Below are 19,018 nucleotides of genomic sequence, written 5' to 3' on the forward strand. Positions count from 1 at the left end.
TCCCCCGGGCGGGGGAGGCACCTCCCCCGCCCAGGTGAGGTGCGGGCGGGCGCGCGCCGACAGGCTGGAGGAAGAAGACACCGACAGCCTGTGAGGAGCCCGCCGTGAACACCTCGGCACCCCCCGCCACTCCCCCGACCGCACCCGCCGTGCGGCCCGCGCCGATCACCTGGGCCGTGCTGGCCTGGTCGGCCCTGGCCGTCGCCCTGGGCCTGGGCTGGGCCGCCGGCCTGCTGCCGCCGGGGGTCCCGGACGGTGACGGGTTCGGGTCCCTGTACGGGCGCTGGGGCACCGGCGCGGCCGCCTGGATCACCCTGGCCCTGGGGGTCGCGGGCACCGCGACCGCCCTGCTGATGATGCGCCCGGGCCGCGGCGGCCGGGCGGTGGCCTACACCGCCTGGGGACTGTCGGCGGCCGCGGTGGTGCTGTTCGTCACCGGCAGCCTGCTGGCCTTCCTGGGGTACACGATGATCATGCCGGTGGCGGGCTGGTTCGTGCCCGGCCTGGCCGGGATGTGGGTGTCCCAGGTCGTGGAGCCGGAGTCCCTGGGCCTGTTCTTCTTCACCGCGGGTGCGGCGCTGTGGGCCGTGGCGGGGCTGTCGGCCCTGCGGGCCGGGCGCGGCGCCTGCCCCGACTGCGGGCGCGCCCACGGCTGGACCCCGGACACGGAGCGGGCGACCCGGGTGCGGGCGCTGCGTGTGGGGCGGGCCGCCGTATGGGTCGCCTGCCTGAGCGCGCTGCTGTATCCGGCGCTGCGGTTCCCGTGGCTGTTCGGCGTCACCCCGGGCATGGGCGAGGGCTTCGCCGAGCAGCTGCGGGCCGAGCCGGGGACCCTGTTCATCGGGGTCGGCCTGGGCTCGGCGGGCGTGGTCGGCGCCGTGCTGATGCTGGGGTTGGTGCAGCGCTGGGGTGTGCGGTTCCCGTTCTGGACGGTCGGCCTGGCGGGCCGCCGGGTGCCGGTGGCGCTGGCGGTGGTCCCGGCGACCGCGGTCGCGGTCGCGCTGGTCGCCATGGGGCGCAGCATCATCGTGCAGTTCGCCCTGGACCAGGCGGGGATGACGAGCGCGTCGATGCTGCACACCGCGGTGTTCATGTCGATGGCGGTGTGGGGCGTGGCGCTGGCCGTGGCGGTGGCGGCCTACGCGGTGCGCCGCCGCGCCGAGTGCGAGTCCTGCGGGCGCGGCCTGCCCGAGGTCGCACCGCGCGACCTGCGCGCCGCCGCCTGAGCCCCGGCCGCGCGGCCCCGGCCCCCGGCGAGGGGGTCCGGGGCCGCTTGCGGTGCGCACCGTCCCGAGCCGGAGGGCGGCGGCGGGGGTCGCACCCATCTGGCGGGGGCCGGGCGGGGCTGACCGTCAGGGGGCGGCGGGGCGGGGGTCGGCGGCCAGGCGGGCGTACAGGTACAGGTCGCGGCGCTCGCCGGCGATCTCCTGCCACCGGCGCATGAGGCCCTCGCGGCGGAACCCGGCGTGCTCGGCCACCCGCAGGGAGCCGGTGTTCCACGGCTCGATCGCCAGCTCCAGCCGGGGCACCCCCAGCCCGTCGTGCGCCCAGGAGGCGGCCAGGCGCAGGGCGTGGGCGGCGGCGCCGCGCCTGCGGTGGGCGGGCGCCACCCAGTAGCCCAGGCCGGCACGGCCCTCGGCGGCATCGCGCAGCGACAGGGCGAGGCCGCCGACCCCCTGCCCGGTGCGGGCGTCGGCGATCACCAGGGGGACGCCGACGCCGCGGGAGAGCACCAGCGCCCGGTTCTCGATGTAGCGGCGGGCGGCGGCCTCGTCGCAGGGGTCGGGGAGTGTGGTGACGGCGACGGTGTAGGGGTCGGCGGCCCCCTCCAGGACCAGGGGCAGGTCGGCCTCCCGCCAGGGGCGCAGCAGGAAGGGCGCAGGCCCGGGCGGGGGCGGCGGCGGGATCCGGGGGCGACGCACAGGGGTCAACTGAAGAAGCCCGCCACGCCGTGCCAGGCCTCGTCGGCGGCCCGGCACCACTCCATGCAGGACTCGACGGCCTCCCGGACGTGGGGGTCGGGCGCGGCCTTGTCCGCGTCGGCGGCGACGGCCTCCGCGCCGCCGATGTGGAAGAAGCCGTCCGGCCGCCGTTCGAACCGGGCTTCGATCATGCGGCGCGGCTCGTCGTCCTCGGAGGCCACGGAGCCGTGCAGGACGTCGAGGTCGACCACGTAGGCCGCCAGCGAGTAGCTCATGCGGGAACGCTAGCGCCCCGGGCCGACACGGCGGCGCCGTGGCGGGTCAGCGGCCGTGTTCGATCAGCGGGGCCAGGCCGTCCAGGAGGCGTTCCAAACCCTGGTCGAAGATGCCGTCGACGTGGGCCGGACCGGAGACGCCGTAGATGAGCGGGTAGTCGCCGGCGGCGCCGTATTCGAGGAGCTCGGGGACCCGGGACCTCCACCAGTCCTCGACGCCCACGCCGAGCTCGTCCTCCTCGACCACGGCCTGGGTGGCCTGGAGCGCCATGCCGGAGGTGTAGGCGGACAGCAGGGTGATGACCTCCAGGGCGGCGTCCGGGGAGCGCCCCTGGGCGACGAGCACCCGCATGATCCACTCGGTGGTGGCCATGACCCCCGGGGCGAAGACCGGCCCGCCCACGGTGGTCAGCGACACCGCCCACGGGTGGTTGCGGTAGAGCGCCCACTCCCGGGACGCGTACAGCTCCAGGGCGGCGCGCCAGGGTTCGGGGGCCGGGTCGGGCAGGTCGAGTTCCCCGTAGACGCGGTCGATCATCAGCGCCACGAGTTGCTTCTTGCTCGCGACGTGGCGGTACAGCGCCATGGTGCTCACCCCCAGGTCGGTGGCGACCCGGCGCATGGACAGGGCCTGGACGCCCTCGGCGTCGGCGACGGCGATCGCGGTGTCGACGACGGCCTCCCGGGTGAGCGCGGAGTCCGGGGTGCGACGGCGGGTGGCGGGGCGCCGCGTTCGCGGCTCCCGGGGCCGGGGGGCGGGGGCGGGGGTGGGGGTGGGGGTGGGCGGGGTGTCGGAGGCGGCGGGGGTCGCCGGTGGAGCGGGGGCGGTGATGTCGCGGACCACGGTGCCGACGCCGCGCACCGCCTCCACCAGCCCCTGGCGGCGCAGTTCGGCGAGCGCCTTGGTGGCGGTGGCCATGGCCACGCCCCACTCGCGGGTGATGTCCCGGGTGGAGGGGACCCGGTCGCCGGGGGCGAGCGAACCGGAGGCGATGCGCGCGCGGATGTCGGCGACGACCCGTTCGTAGGGCGAGAGGGCTCGCTGCGGGGGCTCGGTCATGGCGGCTCCTCGGTTCCTCGGTCGGGTCCTCCGGAAGAGTTTCCGGACCTCGGGAGGAGTGTACTAGTGCACCGTCGGCGGCGTCCCGGTGCTGCTCGGCGGCCGATGGCGCCAGGAGCACTAGCGCACTTGCAGTGCACTAGTGCTCTTTTCGCGAGAATCCTTTGTATTACCGGGGTTTTCGGGTGCGGTCGATATGTGTTTATAGTGTACGCACCAGGTGTGCGAACCACGGATACCCGCAAGCGGATCCGGGTGCGTACATCGTCTCTACACCCTCGGCGCCGGTCGGCGCCCGACCCTCCAGGAGACCGCCATGGCCGAAGCACCCGTCCACACCGCCGCCCCCGGCGCGGGCGAGCGGGCGGGGCCCGTTCCGGCCGCGCGCCGCCTGCTGGCCCCGGACCTGGCCCGGGGCGTGATGCTCCTGGTCATCGCGCTGGCGCACGTGCACATCTTCAGCCTGTTCGTGAGCGGAGAGAACAGCGCCCGCGACACCCTGGCCGACCAGGTCGTCACGGCGGCGACGGTCATGTTCGTCGACTTCCGCGGGTACCCGATGTTCGCCGCGCTGTTCGGCTACGGCCTGGCGCAGATCTACGCGCGCCGCACCGCCCGGGGCCTGCCCTGGCCCCGGATCCGCTCCCTGGTGCGCCGCCGCGGGCGGTGGCTGGTCCTGTTCGGCGTCGTGCACGCGGCGCTGCTCTTCCTCGGCGACATCCTGGCCGTCTACGGGCTGATCGCGCTGGTCTTCGCCGGGGTGCTGCACTGGCGGGACCGCTCCCTGGCGGCGCTGGCGGTGCTGTGGCTGCCGCTGCCGGTGGTCATGAGCGCGCTGGAGGGGTACTCCCGGTTCACCTCCGGGGCGAGCTACCTCCCGCCCGTGGACCCGGGGGTGCTGAACGAGCTGGTCCACCGCCTCACCGTCTTCCCGTTCATGGCGGTGATCATGTTCGCGAACACCGTGGTGCCCTTCGCGGTGGGCGTGCTCGCCGCCCGGCACCGGGTGCTGGAGGAGCCGCAGCGCCACCTCGGGCTGCTGCGGACGGCCGCGCTCGCCGGGATCCCGCTGGCCGCGCTGGGCGGCCTGCCCACGGCCCTGGCCAAGGCGGGGGTGTGGACGGACCCCACGGGTGTGCAGGCGCTGCTGTCGGTCGGCGCGCACCAGCTCACCGGTTACGCGGGCGGGCTCGGGTACGCGGCGCTCATCGCCCTGGTCGCCGTGCGGGCGGCCGACCGGCGGGGGCCGGCGGTCACCGCGCTGGCGGCGCTGGGACAGCGGTCGATGACGTTCTACCTGGCGCAGTCGGTGGTGTGGACGGTGCTGTTCGCCTCCTACACGCTGCACCTGGCGGTGTCGCCGCCGGTGGGCGCGGGCATCGCGGTGGCGGTGTGGGCGTCCAGCGCGGTGGCCGCTGACTTCATGCGGCGCCGCGGCCTGCGCGGCCCGGCGGAGGTGGCCCTGCGCCGCCTCACCTACGGCCGCCCGCGTTGACCGGCGGCGCCCCGCCCCGGCCCGGGTCGGGGTGCGGCCGGCGGTGAAGTCCGGCCGGGCGTCAACGGTCGGCCCACCCGACGCGGCGGCCGGCGGTGGCCCGGCCAATCCTATAACCCTCTTAGATCATTTGACAGGTTAGCCCTGATCAGGTCCACTGGTGGCACGAGTAACCGTTGAAATCGATTGAGAGGGTTGACCATGGTCGAGGTCCACCACCGATACGCCACCGTGCGGGGGCACCGCGTCTTCTACCGGGAGGCGGGCCCACAGGACGCGCCGACACTGGTGCTCCTGCACGGCTTCCCCACCGGCTCGCGCATGTTCCGCCACCTCATCCCGCGGCTCGCCGACCGGTTCCGCGTCATCGCCCCCGACCACCTCGGCTTCGGCCACTCCGACACCCCGCCCGCCGACACGTTCACGTACACCTTCGACGCGCTCACCGACATCACCGAGGAGCTCCTGACCCAGCTCGGCGTCGACCGCTACGCCATCTACGTGCAGGACTACGGCGCACCCATCGGATGGCGGCTCGCCCTGCGCGACCCGGCGGCGATCACCGCCGTGATCACCCAGAACGGCAACGCCTACGAGGACGGCTTCGTCCCGGAGTTCTGGGCACCGGTGTGGGCCTACGCCCAGGACCCCGGGCCCGGGACGGAAGCGGCGGCGCGCACCGCCCTGGACCTGGACGCCATCCGCTGGCAGTACCTGCACGGGGTGGACCGCCCCGAACTGGTCGACCCCGACACCTGGACGTTCGACCACCGCGACGTCAACCGCCCCGGCAACGACCTCGCCCAGCTCGCGCTCGTCCGCGACTACGCCACCAACCGGCCGCTGTACCCGCGGGTGCACGAGTACTTCCGCAAGAGCGGCGTCCCGCTGCTGGCCGTCTGGGGGGCCGAAGACCTCATCTTCGGCCCCGACGGCGCGCGCGCCTTCGCGCGGGACCTGCCGGACGCCGAGATCCACCTGGTGCAGGGAGGCGGCCACTTCCTGCTCGAAAGCCACCTGGACACCGTGGTCGACCACATCCGGGACTTCCTGGGCCGCAGGGTGGAACCTGCCCCGGCCTGAGGCGGGGAACGGGCGGGGGCGCCGTCGGCCGACCACGGGGGACGACCGACGGCGACCCGGCCCACCCGTCGAGCCCGTCGGAACCGCCGTCCAGGGAGATCCACGACTCGTGCTCGCGGGCCTCGGAGGGCGGCGGCGCGATCTCTCGGGTGGGCTCCGTCGGTCATCGGTGCGGGCCCCGGGTTCTCGTCGAGGCCACGGTGGAGAACGTACCGGGGGCGACGGGCGGCAAATGAATGGCGTGGCCGTGCCCTTCTTCGGCAGGGTGGGGGCGGGAACACCGGTACCACAGAGGGAGATGCCGACATGGCCAGTAAGTTCACCGAGCTCGCGTTCGACTGCGCCGATCCGGCGGGGCTCGCCCGTTTCTGGTGCGAGGTCCTGGGCTACGAGGTGCAGGGCGAGGAGGACGGGTTCGTGGCCATCGGCCCGCCCGAGGCCCCCGAGGGCGGGGAGCGGCGCGGGCCGGTGCCGCCGACGTTGACGTTCGCGCGGGTGCCGGAGGGCAAGGTCGTCAAGAACCGGCTGCACATCGACGTCAACCCGACCGACCGGGAACAGGGGGAAGAGGTCGACCGGCTGCTGGGGCTGGGCGCCCGGCGCGTCGACGTCGGCCAGGGCGAGGGCGACAGCTGGGTGGTGCTGGCCGACCCGGAGGGCAACGAGTTCTGTGTCCTGGCGGGGCGCCACCCCTAGGGAGCGGATGAGGGCGACGGCGGCTCAGCGGCGGAGAACGGCGTCGACGCAGCCCTGGACCCAGCGGGGGGCGGCGGCGTTCCGGCCGTCGGCGGCGCCGTGTTCGACGCATTCCTGTTCGGCGAGGTCGGCGTGGGAGGAGACGTCTCCGCCGGGGTGTGCACCGTCGAAGACGTGGACTTCGAGGACGGGCTGCCGTTCCCCGTAGGCGCGGCCGGAGGTGTACTGGTGCCGGTCGTAGGCCACGAAGGCGCCGACGAGGAGGAGAAGGGCCGCGCCCAGGCCGAGGTACCACCGGGCGGGGGTGGAAATGCGGACGCGGGGAAGGCGGCGTCCATCCGTCTCCGTCACGGGGGCCTCTCCTGTTCAGGGGGTCGTGGGGCAAGGGTATGCGGTCACCGGGTGAGGGTGTGAAGGGTGATCGCCCCCTCCCCCGCGGAGAACTCCGGCCGACCGACGGGTGTGCGACGGCATCGCCGACCACGTGCGATCGTCGGCGGTCGGTACCGCGAACAGTTGGGCGGGCGCCGGGGAGCAGCGCACGCGGGACCGGGCGCCCCGGGCGCCGCCCGCCGAAAACCCGTGGCGGCGCCCGGGGGGATCCTGCGAGGATGCCCGACGTGGAAGACGTGGAAAAGGTCAAGGTCGTCGTCGCCCACCAGGACTGCGCGACGCTGCGCGTCGGCGACGTGTTCCTGAAGATCGACGGCGACCAGGCGCGCACCGACGTCGAGGTCGAGGCGATGGCCCTCGCACCGGTCCCGACCCCGCGGGTCCTGTGGCGCGAGCCCCCCGCACTGGCGCTCGCCGCCCTCCCCGGAAAGCCCCTGGGCCGCCTCGGCGACCCGGCGACCGCGCCGCCCTCGGCGTGGGCCGCGGCCGGCGCCGCCGTGCGCAGGCTCCACGACGCGCCGCTGCCGCCCTGGCCCGGCAAGAGCCCGGACAGGCTCGCGTCCGACCTGGACCGCGAATGCGCCTGGCTCCTCGCCAACGACGTGCTCCCCGCCGACCTGGTCGCGCGCAACCGCCGGATCGCCGAGGACGCGCTGCGCCCGTGGACCCCGGTGTTCGTCCACGGCGACCTACAGCTCGCCCACGTGTTCGTCGACGGCGACGAGGTCACCGGGATCATCGACTGGACCGAGGCGGGCCGGGGCGACGCCCTGTTCGACCTCGCCATCTTGACCTTCGGCCACGAGGAGCGCCTCGGCGACGTCCTGGCCGGTTACGGCGCCGACGCCGACGCCGACCTCATCCGCGCGTGGTGGTCCCTGCGCAGCCTGCTGGCGATCCGCTGGCTGACCGAGCACGGCTTCGACCCGGCGGAACCGGGCTGTGAGATCGACGTGCTCAAAGCACGGATGTGAATTCGAGGAAGGGACGGACGGGATGCGGGCGGCGGAGTCCTCACGGGCGGTGGCCGCGGCCGGGGCGATCGCCGCATCGCTCGGCCTGGCGGTGGAGGACGCGGTCGTCCTCCACGACTCGAACAAGCTCACCCTGCGGCTGCTGCCCTGCGACGCCGTGGCCCGGGTGGCACCGGTGGCCGAACAGGTCGCCGGGTTCGAGGTGGACCTCGCCCAGCGGCTCACCGCGGCCGGGTGCCCCGTCGCCGCCCTCGACCCCCGGGTGGAGCCGCGCGTGTACGAGCGCGACGGCTTCACGGTCACCCTGTGGACCCACCACGCCCCGGCGGACTCCCACGCCCTCCCGCCGGCCGACTACGCCCGCGCCCTTCAGCGGCTGCACGCCGGCATGCGCGGGCTCGACGTCCCCACCCCGCGGTTCACCGACCGGGTCGGGGAGGCCCGAGAACTCGTGGCGGACCGCGACCGCACCCCGGCACTCGCCGACGCGGACCGGGAACTGCTCGGCGCCACCCTGGGCGACCTGAAACGGGTGGTCGGCGAGCGCGGCACCGCCGAACAGCTGCTGCACGGCGAGCCGCACCCGGGCAACCTGCTCGCCACGCGGGACGGCCCGCTGTTCATCGACCTGGAGACGTGCTGCCGCGGCCCCGTCGAGTTCGACCTCGCCCACGCCCCCGACGAGGTCGCCGCGCACTACCCGGGCATCGACCACGACCTGCTGCGCGCCTGCCGGACCCTCGTGCTGGCGATGGTCACCACCTGGCGCTGGGACCGGGACGACCGGTTCCCCGGCGGGCTCCGCATGGGCACGGAGGGGCTCGGGCGGCTCCGGGCGGCCCTCGCCTGACCGGTGCCCGCCGACCTTTTCTCCTCCCCCGCGATGAGTTCCGGCCCGGGCCCGGGTCTGTCGTGGTGACCGTCCCGGTACGCAGACACCCGGAGGACACCATGACGCCCGCCCCCGACGGCACGACCGCCACCGACACCACCCCGCTGCCCGGCCGCCCGCCCATCGTCGACCTGGCCACCTGGGACGCCGTCCGCGCCGAGCTCCTCATCCGCGAGAAGGCCCACACCCGCGAGGGCGACGCCATCGCCGCCGCCCGCCGCCGCCTGCCCATGGTGGAGTTCGACGGCACCGCCGAGGTCGTGGGCGCCGGCGGACCCGTCCCGTTCCTGGACCTGTTCCAGGGCCGCGACGAACTCGTGGTGTACAAGCACATGTGGCACGACGGTGCCCCCCACCAGGGCCAGTGCTTCGGCTGCACCACCGCGGCCTGGCACCTGCGGGACTCCTCCTACCTCAACGCCCGCGGCGTCTCCTTCGCGATCCTGACCGAGGGGAGCTGGGAGGAGGTGGCGCCCTTCGTGGAGTTCATGGGCTACACCCAGCCCTGGTACTCGGTGCGCGGCCTGCCCGAGCCGGTCGGCGGCGACATGGGCTTCATCACCTGCTACCTGCGCGAGGGCGAGCGCACGTTCCTCACCTACGACACCACCGGCCGCGGCTGCGAGCGGGTGAACGTGGCCATGGGCCTGCTCGACATGACGCCCTACGGCCGCGGCGAGAGGTGGGAGGACAAACCCGAGGGCTGGCCCGAGGGGGGCGACTCCTGCTGGCACTGGCGCACGGACGCCGACGGCAACGCCACCTGGGGCCGGACCGGCCGCCCCACCCCGCAGTGGACCCGCCCCGGCGCGACCCGGCTGTAGCCACCGGCCCCGGCCACCCCCGCTCTCCCGGCCGTCCCGGTCCTATCGGGGAGCCGGGGGCACGAGCCGCGCCCCGCCCGTGGCGAGCAGGCAGGGGGCGGGAACGGGCGACCGTGCGCGGAGGTGCCGATCCGCCGGCCGGTGAGGCGCACGTCCGCGCCCGCGGGCAGGCCCGCCCGGACCGGCCCGGGTGGCCGGTCCGGGAACGGGTCACGGGGTCACAGCAGGAGGAAGGAGAAGTCCTGCCTGGTCCTGCGCTTGAGCGGGAAGTCCGCCTTGACGCGGCGGGCGACCTCGCTGCGGCTGATGCCCAGGGCCTGGGCGATCAGCCGTTCGGGGCGGACCGGAACGGGGTCCTCGAAGGCGACGTCGACCTGGACGGGCCACGGCCCCTCGGGGGCCGCGGGCGCCTCCAGCTCCCAGCAGTCCTCCCAGTCGAGCGCGAACCGGTTGCGGTGGGCGGTCGACGGGTCGAGCAGGACCTCCGCCACGAGGTCCATCGAGTTGGCGGTGTACCCGGCGAGCAGGTCGGCGGGCAGTGAACGGACCGGGACACGGTCATGGACGGTGAGCTTGTTGGTCCGGTCGCACCCGACGCAGTTGACCAGCAGCCAGACGTGGAGCAGCTTGCCGTTGGCGTTGACGCGGAACCGGCCGTCCTTGGTGGTGGCGCGCTCGCAGGCGCAGTCCACGCAGGTGAGGACGAGCAGGGGCAGGCGGGTGCGCCGCACGGCCCAGGGCAGCACGGAATAAGAATGTGAGGACAAACCCAGTCTCTCTTAAGACCTGACGAAGTGCACGGGAAAGAGAGCCGACGGTGTCCGTCGGCGACCGATGCGCGGAGAAAGCGTCAGAGTCAGAGAGCGGGGGGCGTCATGCGCGCGTTGTCCTCACGTAGGCGGCCGGGGCACGAACACGCTAGGGGGTCGCCGCCCGCCGGGGCAACCCGTTTATTCGAACGTCCTCGGTAGGTTCAACGACTGCGCGGCAACGGCCGGTTCCCCTTACCGATATGGCATTTCACCCGGTCCGCCGACCTGTTCCCGGGCCCCGCCGCCGCCTCATACTCCAAGATCTGATCGACCGACGAAGGAGCACGATGGGCACGGCGACGACAGCGGGGACCTGGAGACTCGGCGACCTGGAGGTGAACCGCGTCGGCTACGGTGCGATGCGGTTGACCGGCAACGGCATGAGGGGGAACTCCGACGGCGCACCGATCGACCGCGCGGCCGCCGTCCGGCTGCTCCGCGGCGCGTTCGACCAGGGCGTCGACCACTTCGACACGGCCGCCTTCTACTTCTCGCCGCTGCGGTCGGCGAACGAACTCATCAACCTCGCGCTCTCCTCCCGCTATGACGATGTCGTCGTGGCGACCAAGGTCGGACCGGCACGCGACTCCTCGGGGGCGTGGCTCCCCCCGGCCCGTCCCGAGCAGTTGCGCGGCCAAGTCGAGGAGAACCTGCGCCAGCTCGGCCGTGATCACCTGGACGTGGTGAACCTGCGCTGGGCGGGTTCGGGGACCGCCTCGATCGCCGATCACTTCGGTGCCCTCGCCGAGCTGCGCCGGGAGGGGCTGATCCGGCATCTCGGGCTCTCGGCCGTCGGCCCCGACCACGTCGCCGAAGCCCTGGAGATCGCGCCCGTGGTCTGCGTGCAGAACTCCTACGGCCTGGACCGGCGTCGCGACGACGGGAACGGGCTGGTGGACCTGTGCCGGGAGCGGGGCATCGCCTTCGTCCCGTTCTTCGCCATCTCCGGCCTGCGGCGCGAGGCGGCCGCGGCCCGGGAGCAGGACGCGCGCGTCCACGAGGTCGCCCGCACCCACGGGGCGACGCCCGCCCAGGTGCGGCTCGCCTGGACCCTGCACCGGGGACCTCACGTGCTGGCCATCCCCGGCACCGCCGACCCGGCCCATCTCACCGAGAACATCGCCGCCGGCGCCCTTCGCCTGGACGAGGAGGCGCTGGCCCTTCTCGACCGCTCCGCCGGGACGGCTCCGGCGGGGTGAGCGCGCCCGGCCGGTAGAGGAGGATCCGGGCCTCAGGGCCGGTGCCGTGCGGCGTCCCTGACGAAGAGGAGGGCGTCGGTGCCGGACAGGTGGTCCGGGTCCAGCGGGGAGTAGCCGAACCACGGGGAGACCCGGGCGGCGGGTTCCGTCCCGGCCAGGGCTGCGGTCAGGGCGGCGGGGTCGACGAGGCGGCGGTCCCCCGGGAGCGCGTACAGCATCCCCTCCACGGTGTCCGGGGCCGGGGCGTCCACCCCCCGGTGGCGGAGGGTGCCGACGGCGGTGGCCAGGAACGCGTACCCCTCCCCCAGGTGTGCGCTCACCTGTGCGCCCGCGCTCCACCAGCGCACCGGCCCCTGCCACAGGGCCATGGTGCCCTCGTGCCGCTGGAAGTGGCCGTTGTGGCCGCTCGCCAGCACCGGGCCGTGTTCGGCCAGGGCGAGCAGGTTCGCGGCCATCATGGTGTCGCGCACGCCCAGCAGCCGGGCCATGCGCCCAGGCGAGGTGTCGGCCATCCAGTGGTGGTAGCGCAGCAGGCCGGTGGCGGTGCGCCCGTGCAGGCGGGCCCGGTCCCAGTCCTGGCGGGAGGAGGCCGCGATCAGGTGCGGGGTCTGCTCGTCGAGCAGTTCCACCAGGTCGTCGGCGAGCAGCCGCAGCCGGTCGGCCTGGGCGGAGCGTCCCACCGACCGGATCGGGTCGGGCATGGCTTCGGGTTCGGTCCACTGTCCGTCCTCGCCGAGCAGGCGGTCGAGGGTGTCCGCGGTGCACGGGAGCAGGTCGGCGTTCACCCGGGCGGCGAGGTAGGTGTGCAGGGCGATGAGGGCCTGGCGGGGGCTCGCGGCGGCGGTGATCTCCAGCGGGCCGTCGAACCCGGCGAAGCGGACCTGTTCGGAGGCGGGCCGCCCCTCGTTGTGGGCGCGCATCCAGCGCACCAGGGCGCGGTTGCCCGGGAAGGCGCCCCAGCCGTGGCCGAACCCGCGCTCCATGGCGTCGTCGAGGGTGCCCGTGCCGGAGGTGACGTAGGCGTCCACGGCCTGTGCCTTGAGGCAGTCGCTCTCGATCGCGATGGTGCGGTGGCCCGCCTGCTCGACGAGTTCGCGGAAGAGGTCGTTGCGGAGTTCGAGCAGGGTCTCCTCGCCGTGGGCGGGCTCGCCCAGGGCGAGGAGCCGGGGCCGGGCGGGGAGCAGGTCCAGGACGGCGTTCGCGGTGACGGGGCGGGCGGTGTCCGCGATGTCGGTGGCCATGCCCTCAACGCTATCTCTGAAAGTTCGGGTGAGACTTTTCGCAGATATCGCCAGTGACAGGTGGAGCAACCCTCAAACCGGGGAGCGGCCGGGTTCCTCGGGGCCCGGCTCTTCGCCGCCCGGGTCGGGGGTATCGGATGCGGGTGGTGTGTACAGGACCTCGCGGGCCTGCTCCGCCGCGCGGACGATGCTCTCGGAGATGAACTCGACGAAGCGCGCGATGTTCTCCAGCCGCACGGCCGCCGGGGTCCCCGCGCCCAGGACGTGGACGCCCTGGCGCGCGGTCCGGGCGAGGTGGGCCTCGGCCCGGGCGTTGGCCAGCATCGACTGGTACCAGACGTCGTTGTCCACGACGTAGCGCTCGCGGCGGCGTTCGTCGCGCTCCCGGCGCAGCAGGCCCTGTTCCTCCAGGAACGCGACCGCCTTGGAGACCGAGGCCGGGCTGACCTGGAGGCGCTGGACGAGTTCGGCCGCGGTGAGGCTGCCGGCGTCGGTGGTGTAGATGCAGACCAGGACCCGGGCGGTCATCCGGGGCAGGCCCTGCTGGGTGAAGACGCCGGAGAGCGTTTCCTCGTACTCGCGCATGGCCTCGGGGTCGCGGCCGTGGTCCCGGTGGTCCGTTCGCGGGGGGCGGGGGGCGGCCTTCCGGCGGCCGCGGGCGCGCTGCTCGGTGGCGAGGTGGGCGAGGTCGGCGCGGTAGGAGGCGGGGCCGCCGTTGCGCATGACCTCGCGGGTGACGGTGGAGGTCGGGCGGTCCAGGCCCCGGGCGATCTCGGCGTAGGCGAGGCCGTCGGCCAGTCCCTGTTCGATGCGTCGGCGCTCCTGCCGGGTGAGCCTGCCCCCGGGCATCGCGGCCTCCTTCGCGGTCGGTGGTCCGTGGTGGGCCCACCCTAGCGTTCAGCCTCATGCCATTGCAACGAGACGCCGAGGATTGTTGCGTTGAATTCTGGACCATTGCAATGATTTCAGGGCTTTGAGCTGCTTTTACAGGCTTTCCATGCAGCAATATCGTTGCTGTATTCTCGAACGCAACGTAGCGTTTTCATTGTCAGAAACACCACCAATCCCCTGAAGGAATCCACCATGACCCTCCCGAGATGGACCGGGACCGTCCCCGTCGACGACACCGCCCTGGCCGTCACCGACACCGGCGGCACCGGCCCCGCGGTCGTCTACCTCAACGGCGCCTACGCCTCACAGCGGCACTGGCGCCCCGTCATCGCCGAACTCGGCGACTCCTACCGCCACATCACCTACGACATGCGGGCCCGCGGCGGCTCCGAGCGCTCCGCGGACCACTCCTTCGAGGCGTGCGTCCGCGACGTCGAGGCCGTCCTGGCCGCCCGGGGCGTGCACCGGCCGATCGTGGTCGGCTGGTCCTACGGCGCGGCGGTCGCGGTCCACTGGGTCGACCGCAACCCGGACCGCACGCCGGGGGCGGTGTGCGTGGACGGCGGCATCCCCTACGGCCTGACCGGCGAGGAGGGCCGGGAGCGGATCCGGGCCCTGTTCCGCCGGATGCGGTGGCTGCTGCCGCTGGTGCGCCCGTTCGGCCTGGCCGCCAAGATGAGCGTCGACGAGCACGCCGAGGTGAACATCGAGGCCAACGAGGTCCACGCGGCCATGGCGCCGGTGCTGGAACGTGTGAGTGTTCCGGTCCGGTACGTCCTGGCCACCGGTGACAACCTCGGCGCCGAACAGGGCGAGATGGAGCAGGTGCGCGCCGCGCTCGACCCGGTGCTCGCCGCCAACCCGAACATCACGGTGAGCGCGAAGGTCCCGAGCAACCACTCGCACATCCTGCGCAAGGACTTCCGTGCCGTCGCCGACGCGGTGCGCGGCCTGGCCGCCGCCCGTGGCCATGGGGCCCGGTGAGGGCGACGGGTGTCCGGCCGGCCCGGCCCCCCGCGCACCCCCATGTCACGGAAAGTAGCGCAACCCGGGTTGACAACTCCGGAGCGAGCAACCTAGGTTGACACCATGGACGCTGTGGAACTGGCGAGCGCCGCCTCGGACACCTCCGCCCCCGTGGACGGCCTGCGCGCCGTCGCCTCGCTGCGCACCCTAGTCGACGCCCTGGAGCTGCGCCAGGTCGAGCAGGCCCTGCGGGCGGGCGAGTCGTGGACCTCCATCGCCGCCGCGCTCGGGGTGACCCGCCAGGCCGTCCACAAGAAGTACGGGAAGCGACTGCGCCACCTCACCACCGAAAGAGGCTGACGATGACGGGACCGTCGACACGACCGAACGCCCTGGCCAGGGGCTATGACCGCGCCGTGATCCAGGGGGCCGCGAGCCGCGAGGCGGCGCGCGCGGGCCACCCCGAGGTCGGATTCGAGCACCTGCTGCTGGGGGTGCTGGTCAACGGCGGCCCGGGCGCCCGGCTGCTGATGGACGCCGGGGTCGACCTGGCCGGGGCGCGGGCCGGGATCGACGCGCTGCTGGCCGAGGACCTCGCCCTGCTGGGGATCGACGCCGCCCTGCCCGCCCCCTCGGCCTCCCCCGCGGAGGGGGCGGCGATGCTCCCCCTCGCCCCGCGCCTGCAGGAGCTCGTGGACGACCGCCCCTCGGCCGGGGGCGACCGGGCCCTGCTGGCGGCGCTGATCGGCGACGGCGGCGGCCGGGTGCGGCGGCTGCTGGAGCGGCTGGGAGTGGACGCCGACGACCTGGACCTGGACGTTCCCGAGTGCCCCGCCGGGGGTGCGCGGCCGTCCGCGGCGGGCGGCTTCGAGGCACAGGGGTGGGAGAACACCCTCTACGACCTCGAAGTGCCCGTGCCCGCCGAGCGGCTGTGGGCCCTGCTCTCCGACCCCGAGCGCCGCGGCGAGTGGGACACCGCCGGCACTCCGGCCCGGCACCTGGGCGGCGGGGTCGTGGAGCTGGCCCTGCGCCACGGGTCGCCGGTCCGGGAGTCGATCACGCGGCGTGTCGAGGGCCGAGAGGTCACCTGGGCGCGGGAGGAGGGCGAGGGCACGGCCCCCCGGGCGCTGAAGATCGTCATCGAACCGCTGGAGGGGCGCGCCCGGCTCCACCTGAGCCTGGGCTGGCCCAACGCGCTGCGCGGCCGACTGGCCAACCGGATGGTCCGGTGGATCGCCCGCCAGCAGCTGCGCCTGCACGCCCAGGCCATCGCCCAGGCCGCCGCGTCCTAGCGGCGGCCCGGCCCCTGCGTGGCGGCCTAGTCCCCGCCGCCCCCTCCCCCGCCGTCGCCCGCGCCGCCGGAGGAGTCGCCGCCCCCTCCTCCCCCGCCGCCGCCCCCGCCGGAGGATCCCTCCGAGCGGAAGACGAGGACCCCCAGCCCCACCAGGATGGCCAGCGTGATCCACGCCCCGGCGGACGGGCCGCCGCCGGCCTCCTCGGTCTCGGGGTAGGGCTCGGGCGCCGGGACATCCCCCGGGGACAGGGCGATGTCGACGCTCATCGCGTGCATCGGCGGGACCCACTCCTGGGTGAACTCCACCGTGTCCCCGCGCTCGCGGATCGAGGTGCAGGGGTCGTGGGAGCCCCGCGGACCGGCGTAGCAGAACACGTCGCGGGGCCGGGCCGGGAGCGTCACCTCCGCGGTGGTGTTGCGGACCAGGATCGACCAGTCGGTGCCCACCACGTCGAAGAAGAGCCGCGGCCTGCCCTGGGCGCCCGGGATCAGGAGGTTCCGGTAGGTGTACTCCAGGGTGAAGGTGCGGGTCCCGGTGATCGGGTGGTCGGGGTCGCCGATGGTGACCTCGACCCACTCCTCGCCGCGGGTGATGTCCACCGGCCCCGCGCCGCCGTCGTCGGTCACCCGGACGTCCTCCAGGCCCAGGTCGCGGACCGGGGAGGAGGCGATGGTGCCGGTGTGCGGGAGGCGGCGCACGGCCGGGGAGCCGTCGGCCGCGAAGTCGTAGGTGAGGTGCTCGGTGACGTGGACGGTCCCGTCCGCGTCCAGGCGGATCTGCGACCGCAGTTCCTCCACGTGCCGGGCGGCGGCCACCGGGTCGGGCCCGTCCGGTCGGGTGAAGTGCAGGTAGGCGGCGGCGATGAAGAGTCCGGCCACCAGGGCCAGGGCACCGATGACGGTGGCGTACAGCGTGTAGGCGATCACCGCATCGACGGTGAGGCGGGCGGTTCGGCGACCGCCCCGTCCCTTGGGGGTCATGCCCTCTGCGATGCGCGCCCCGGCCGTGCGGTTCCCTGGCCGGGGCGCGGGCGGCCGCTACCTGCCGGAACGGTAGGAGAGCCGGCGCAGCAGGGTCTCCGCCGGGCCGCGCACCCCGGCGCGGTCCATCAGGAACGCCGCCGCCACGGTGGCCGCCCACACGGTGACCGCCACGAGCACCGCCGACCAGCTGGACAGGTGCACGCCCAGGCCCAGTCCCCAGGCGGCGAGGAACGGGATGAAGCCCAGCGACTGGGCCAGGTAGCCGCTCAGGGAGCGGCGGCCCAGCGCCACCAGCGCCCGGACCGGCAGGCGGTCCCGGGTCCCGCGCGCGGTGACGCGGTGGGCGATGAGGCCGAAGAGCGCGGCGTAGCCCACCCCGGTGAAGATGCCCGTGAAGAAGTGCGCGGAGGCGACCGCCCCCATGTGCTCCGGGCCCAGGACGCCCACGTGCTGGAGGGCGAACACCGCGCCGACCGCCCACCCGGCGGCGATGCCCCAGAAGGCGGCCCGGCGCAGCAGCGGCAGGTGGCGGCCGGGCTCCTCCAGGATCCGGTGCCGGGCGGCGAGCAGGCCGAGCAGGAAGGCCGTGGGCAGGGCCAGGCTGAGCACCCCGGAGAACAGGCCCAGGAACCAGGTGGGCAGGCGGATCGCGGCGGAGACCAGGTAGCCGGTCTCGGCGATGCTGAGCCGCTGCACGTCGGCGGCGGTCACCGCGGCGGAGGCGGCCGGATCCGCGGCCAGGGAGGCCAGCAGGCCGAGGACCCCGAACACGGCGCCCAGGGCGAGCAGCACGGCCACCCAGACCTTGAGGGTGCGGTCGCCGCGGCCGAAGAACAGCGGCAGCATGATCAGGCCGAGCAGGCCGTAGGTGCCCAGGATGTCGCCCTGCCACAGCAGCGCGGCGTGCACCGCGCCGAAGACGAGCAGCCACAGGTGGCGGCGGCGCAGGATCGCGCGGGCCTCCTGTTCGCTCGTGCCGCGCGCCCGCTGGCGGGCGTACATCTGGCCGATGCCGTAGGCGAAGAGGAACGCGAACATGGTGTGCGTGCGGGCGTCCACGACGACGATCGTCAGCGCCTGGGCGACCCGGTCGGCGAGGTTCCCCTCGGTGGGGTGCAGCAGGGCGGTGCCGCCGGGGGCGTCGTAGAGGAACCAGGGCACGTGGGCCAGGGCGATGAGCAGCAGCATCATGCCGCGGGCCAGGTCCGGCGCCAGGACGCGTTCGGCGACCGGGGTGGAGCCCGCCGGGGCCGGGGCGCCGGGTGCGGGAGGTGGGTTCTCGGTGTGGGAGGACATGGCACCACCGTCCCCCGCCGGCCCGCCCCCGGGTCAGGGCCGCCGCGTCACCGCCCGGCGTGACGCCACGTCACACCCGGCCCGGGGTCGGTCAGGCCGGGGTGATCGGGTCCAGGACGACCACCGGGATGGTGCGGCGGGTGCGGGGCTCGTAGTGGGTGCGGTAGACGGGGGCGCGCTCGGTCATCATGGCCCACAGGCGTTCGCGCTCGGCGCCCCGGGCGGTGCGGGCGCGCACGCGCAGGCGCCGGTCGCGGACCTGGACCTCCGCTTCGGGGTGGGCGGTGAGGTTGAGGTACCACTGCGGGTGCGTGTGGGTGATCGCCGCCCCCGAGGCCACCAGCACCAGGGAGTCCCCGTCGGTGCCGAAGAACAGGCCGGTGCGGTAGAGCCGCCCCGAGGTGCGGCCGCGGTGGGTGAGGACGAGGTTGGTCGTTCCGCCCTCCAGGTAGCCGCTGGCGCCGCCGGTGGCGAGGTAGCGGCGCACGTGTTCGGCGACCGAGGGGTCGGGGCTGTCGATGGGGCCGGGTTCGGCGGGTGTGTTCATGTACCGGAGGGTGCCCGGTCGGGGTTCGGGCGGACTCACGGTCGGCTCAGGAACACCTCAGGGTCGTGGGGCGCGCTCAGCAAAGGACGGGGTGGCCGTTCTCCAGGTACACGGTGTCCCCCGCCGCGGCGGCGGCCAGGCCCGCCAGGACCCGGCGGGCCGTGTGCGGGGCCA

General features: G+C 74.4%; 21 protein-coding genes. 11 read left to right on the plus strand and 10 right to left on the minus strand.

All coding sequences use genetic code 11. The features are described from left to right. The first annotated feature begins 104 nt into the window (after positions 1 to 104). Positions 105 to 1,226, plus strand: coding sequence for a hypothetical protein (locus ACJOT3_RS18515; RefSeq protein ID WP_406974097.1), 1,122 nt, complete (start codon positions 105 to 107; stop codon positions 1,224 to 1,226). A 126-nt stretch (positions 1,227 to 1,352) separates the two neighbouring features. On the opposite strand, the gene ACJOT3_RS18520 is transcribed toward ACJOT3_RS18515, so the two are convergent. The 3 genes from ACJOT3_RS18520 to ACJOT3_RS18530 are packed head-to-tail and all read right to left on the minus strand — an operon-like array spanning position 1,353 to position 3,257. Further along, on the minus strand, positions 1,353 to 1,922 hold the full coding sequence (locus tag ACJOT3_RS18520) for a GNAT family N-acetyltransferase (protein ID WP_406974098.1): 570 nt from the start codon (positions 1,920 to 1,922) through the stop codon (positions 1,353 to 1,355). Between the two features lie 5 nt (positions 1,923 to 1,927). After that, positions 1,928 to 2,197, minus strand: a complete 270-nt coding sequence (locus tag ACJOT3_RS18525; protein ID WP_406974099.1) for a hypothetical protein — start codon at positions 2,195 to 2,197, stop codon at positions 1,928 to 1,930. A 46-nt stretch (positions 2,198 to 2,243) separates the two neighbouring features. Beyond that, positions 2,244 to 3,257: a GntR family transcriptional regulator gene (locus ACJOT3_RS18530; RefSeq protein WP_406974100.1), complete on the minus strand. Its 1,014-nt coding sequence runs from the start codon at positions 3,255 to 3,257 to the stop codon at positions 2,244 to 2,246. Between the two features lie 316 nt (positions 3,258 to 3,573). On the opposite strand from ACJOT3_RS18530, the gene ACJOT3_RS18535 reads away from it, so the two are divergent. From ACJOT3_RS18535 to ACJOT3_RS18545, 3 genes are all read left to right on the plus strand, one after another. After that, positions 3,574 to 4,752, plus strand: a complete 1,179-nt coding sequence (locus ACJOT3_RS18535) for a DUF418 domain-containing protein (RefSeq protein WP_406974101.1) — start codon at positions 3,574 to 3,576, stop codon at positions 4,750 to 4,752. A 201-nt stretch (positions 4,753 to 4,953) separates the two neighbouring features. Beyond that, positions 4,954 to 5,835 carry an alpha/beta fold hydrolase gene (locus ACJOT3_RS18540; protein ID WP_406974102.1) on the plus strand — a complete coding sequence of 294 codons (882 nt, stop codon included), beginning with the start codon at positions 4,954 to 4,956 and terminating at the stop codon, positions 5,833 to 5,835. Positions 5,836 to 6,141: 306 nt separating this feature from the next. Then, positions 6,142 to 6,531 carry a VOC family protein gene (locus tag ACJOT3_RS18545; protein WP_406974103.1) on the plus strand — a complete coding sequence of 130 codons (390 nt, stop codon included), beginning with the start codon at positions 6,142 to 6,144 and terminating at the stop codon, positions 6,529 to 6,531. 24 nt (positions 6,532 to 6,555) lie between these two features. On the opposite strand, the gene ACJOT3_RS18550 is transcribed toward ACJOT3_RS18545, so the two are convergent. Further along, on the minus strand, positions 6,556 to 6,882 hold the full coding sequence (locus ACJOT3_RS18550) for a hypothetical protein (RefSeq protein ID WP_406974104.1): 327 nt from the start codon (positions 6,880 to 6,882) through the stop codon (positions 6,556 to 6,558). A gap of 269 nt (positions 6,883 to 7,151) precedes the next feature. On the opposite strand from ACJOT3_RS18550, the gene ACJOT3_RS18555 reads away from it, so the two are divergent. The 3 genes from ACJOT3_RS18555 to ACJOT3_RS18565 all read left to right on the plus strand — a co-directional run bounded on the left by ACJOT3_RS18555 (position 7,152) and on the right by ACJOT3_RS18565 (position 9,614). Then, the gene (locus ACJOT3_RS18555; protein WP_406974105.1) at positions 7,152 to 7,898 is read left to right on the plus strand and encodes a phosphotransferase family protein; all 747 of its coding nucleotides are present in this window, start codon (positions 7,152 to 7,154) and stop codon (positions 7,896 to 7,898) included. Positions 7,899 to 7,920: 22 nt separating this feature from the next. Continuing rightward, positions 7,921 to 8,748, plus strand: coding sequence for a phosphotransferase (locus tag ACJOT3_RS18560; protein WP_406974106.1), 828 nt, complete (start codon positions 7,921 to 7,923; stop codon positions 8,746 to 8,748). A 101-nt stretch (positions 8,749 to 8,849) separates the two neighbouring features. Next, complete coding sequence (locus ACJOT3_RS18565; RefSeq protein ID WP_406974107.1) at positions 8,850 to 9,614, plus strand: DUF899 family protein; 765 nt, start codon at positions 8,850 to 8,852, stop codon at positions 9,612 to 9,614. Positions 9,615 to 9,832: 218 nt separating this feature from the next. Here ACJOT3_RS18565 and ACJOT3_RS18570 read toward each other — a convergent pair whose 3' ends face one another. Further along, positions 9,833 to 10,360 (minus strand): DUF1062 domain-containing protein, encoded by a 528-nt coding sequence (locus ACJOT3_RS18570; RefSeq protein WP_406974108.1) that lies wholly within the window; start codon positions 10,358 to 10,360, stop codon positions 9,833 to 9,835. 353 nt (positions 10,361 to 10,713) lie between these two features. On the opposite strand from ACJOT3_RS18570, the gene ACJOT3_RS18575 reads away from it, so the two are divergent. After that, entirely contained in the window at positions 10,714 to 11,625 is a 912-nt protein-coding gene (locus ACJOT3_RS18575) for an aldo/keto reductase (RefSeq protein WP_406974109.1), read from the plus strand. 32 nt (positions 11,626 to 11,657) lie between these two features. On the opposite strand, the gene ACJOT3_RS18580 is transcribed toward ACJOT3_RS18575, so the two are convergent. Together ACJOT3_RS18580 and ACJOT3_RS18585 are read right to left on the minus strand one after the other, a co-directional pair. Beyond that, a complete protein-coding gene (locus ACJOT3_RS18580) occupies positions 11,658 to 12,866 on the minus strand; it encodes an erythromycin esterase family protein (RefSeq protein ID WP_406974110.1) in 1,209 nt (402 codons plus the stop codon). 72 nt (positions 12,867 to 12,938) lie between these two features. Then, a complete protein-coding gene (locus ACJOT3_RS18585; protein ID WP_406974111.1) occupies positions 12,939 to 13,715 on the minus strand; it encodes a GbsR/MarR family transcriptional regulator in 777 nt (258 codons plus the stop codon). A gap of 234 nt (positions 13,716 to 13,949) precedes the next feature. On the opposite strand from ACJOT3_RS18585, the gene ACJOT3_RS18590 reads away from it, so the two are divergent. From ACJOT3_RS18590 to ACJOT3_RS18600, 3 genes are all read left to right on the plus strand, one after another. Beyond that, positions 13,950 to 14,741: an alpha/beta fold hydrolase gene (locus tag ACJOT3_RS18590; RefSeq protein WP_406974112.1), complete on the plus strand. Its 792-nt coding sequence runs from the start codon at positions 13,950 to 13,952 to the stop codon at positions 14,739 to 14,741. Positions 14,742 to 14,846: 105 nt separating this feature from the next. After that, positions 14,847 to 15,083: a hypothetical protein gene (locus tag ACJOT3_RS18595; protein WP_406974113.1), complete on the plus strand. Its 237-nt coding sequence runs from the start codon at positions 14,847 to 14,849 to the stop codon at positions 15,081 to 15,083. A gap of 2 nt (positions 15,084 to 15,085) precedes the next feature. Then, positions 15,086 to 16,015, plus strand: a complete 930-nt coding sequence (locus tag ACJOT3_RS18600) for a Clp protease N-terminal domain-containing protein (protein WP_406974114.1) — start codon at positions 15,086 to 15,088, stop codon at positions 16,013 to 16,015. A gap of 26 nt (positions 16,016 to 16,041) precedes the next feature. Here the strand turns inward: ACJOT3_RS18600 and ACJOT3_RS18605 are convergent, their stop codons facing one another. The 3 genes from ACJOT3_RS18605 to ACJOT3_RS18615 form a co-directional block, all read right to left on the minus strand. Then, on the minus strand, positions 16,042 to 16,998 hold the full coding sequence (locus ACJOT3_RS18605) for a DUF2207 domain-containing protein (RefSeq protein ID WP_406974115.1): 957 nt from the start codon (positions 16,996 to 16,998) through the stop codon (positions 16,042 to 16,044). A gap of 57 nt (positions 16,999 to 17,055) precedes the next feature. Next, on the minus strand, positions 17,056 to 18,297 hold the full coding sequence (locus tag ACJOT3_RS18610; protein WP_406974116.1) for a DUF418 domain-containing protein: 1,242 nt from the start codon (positions 18,295 to 18,297) through the stop codon (positions 17,056 to 17,058). A 91-nt stretch (positions 18,298 to 18,388) separates the two neighbouring features. Continuing rightward, the gene (locus tag ACJOT3_RS18615) at positions 18,389 to 18,844 is read right to left on the minus strand and encodes a nitroreductase/quinone reductase family protein (protein ID WP_406974117.1); all 456 of its coding nucleotides are present in this window, start codon (positions 18,842 to 18,844) and stop codon (positions 18,389 to 18,391) included. Positions 18,845 to 19,018: the final 174 nt, after the last annotated feature.

The organism is Nocardiopsis protaetiae (genome assembly GCF_045446735.1).
Lineage (GTDB): Bacteria > Actinomycetota > Actinomycetes > Streptosporangiales > Streptosporangiaceae > Nocardiopsis > Nocardiopsis protaetiae.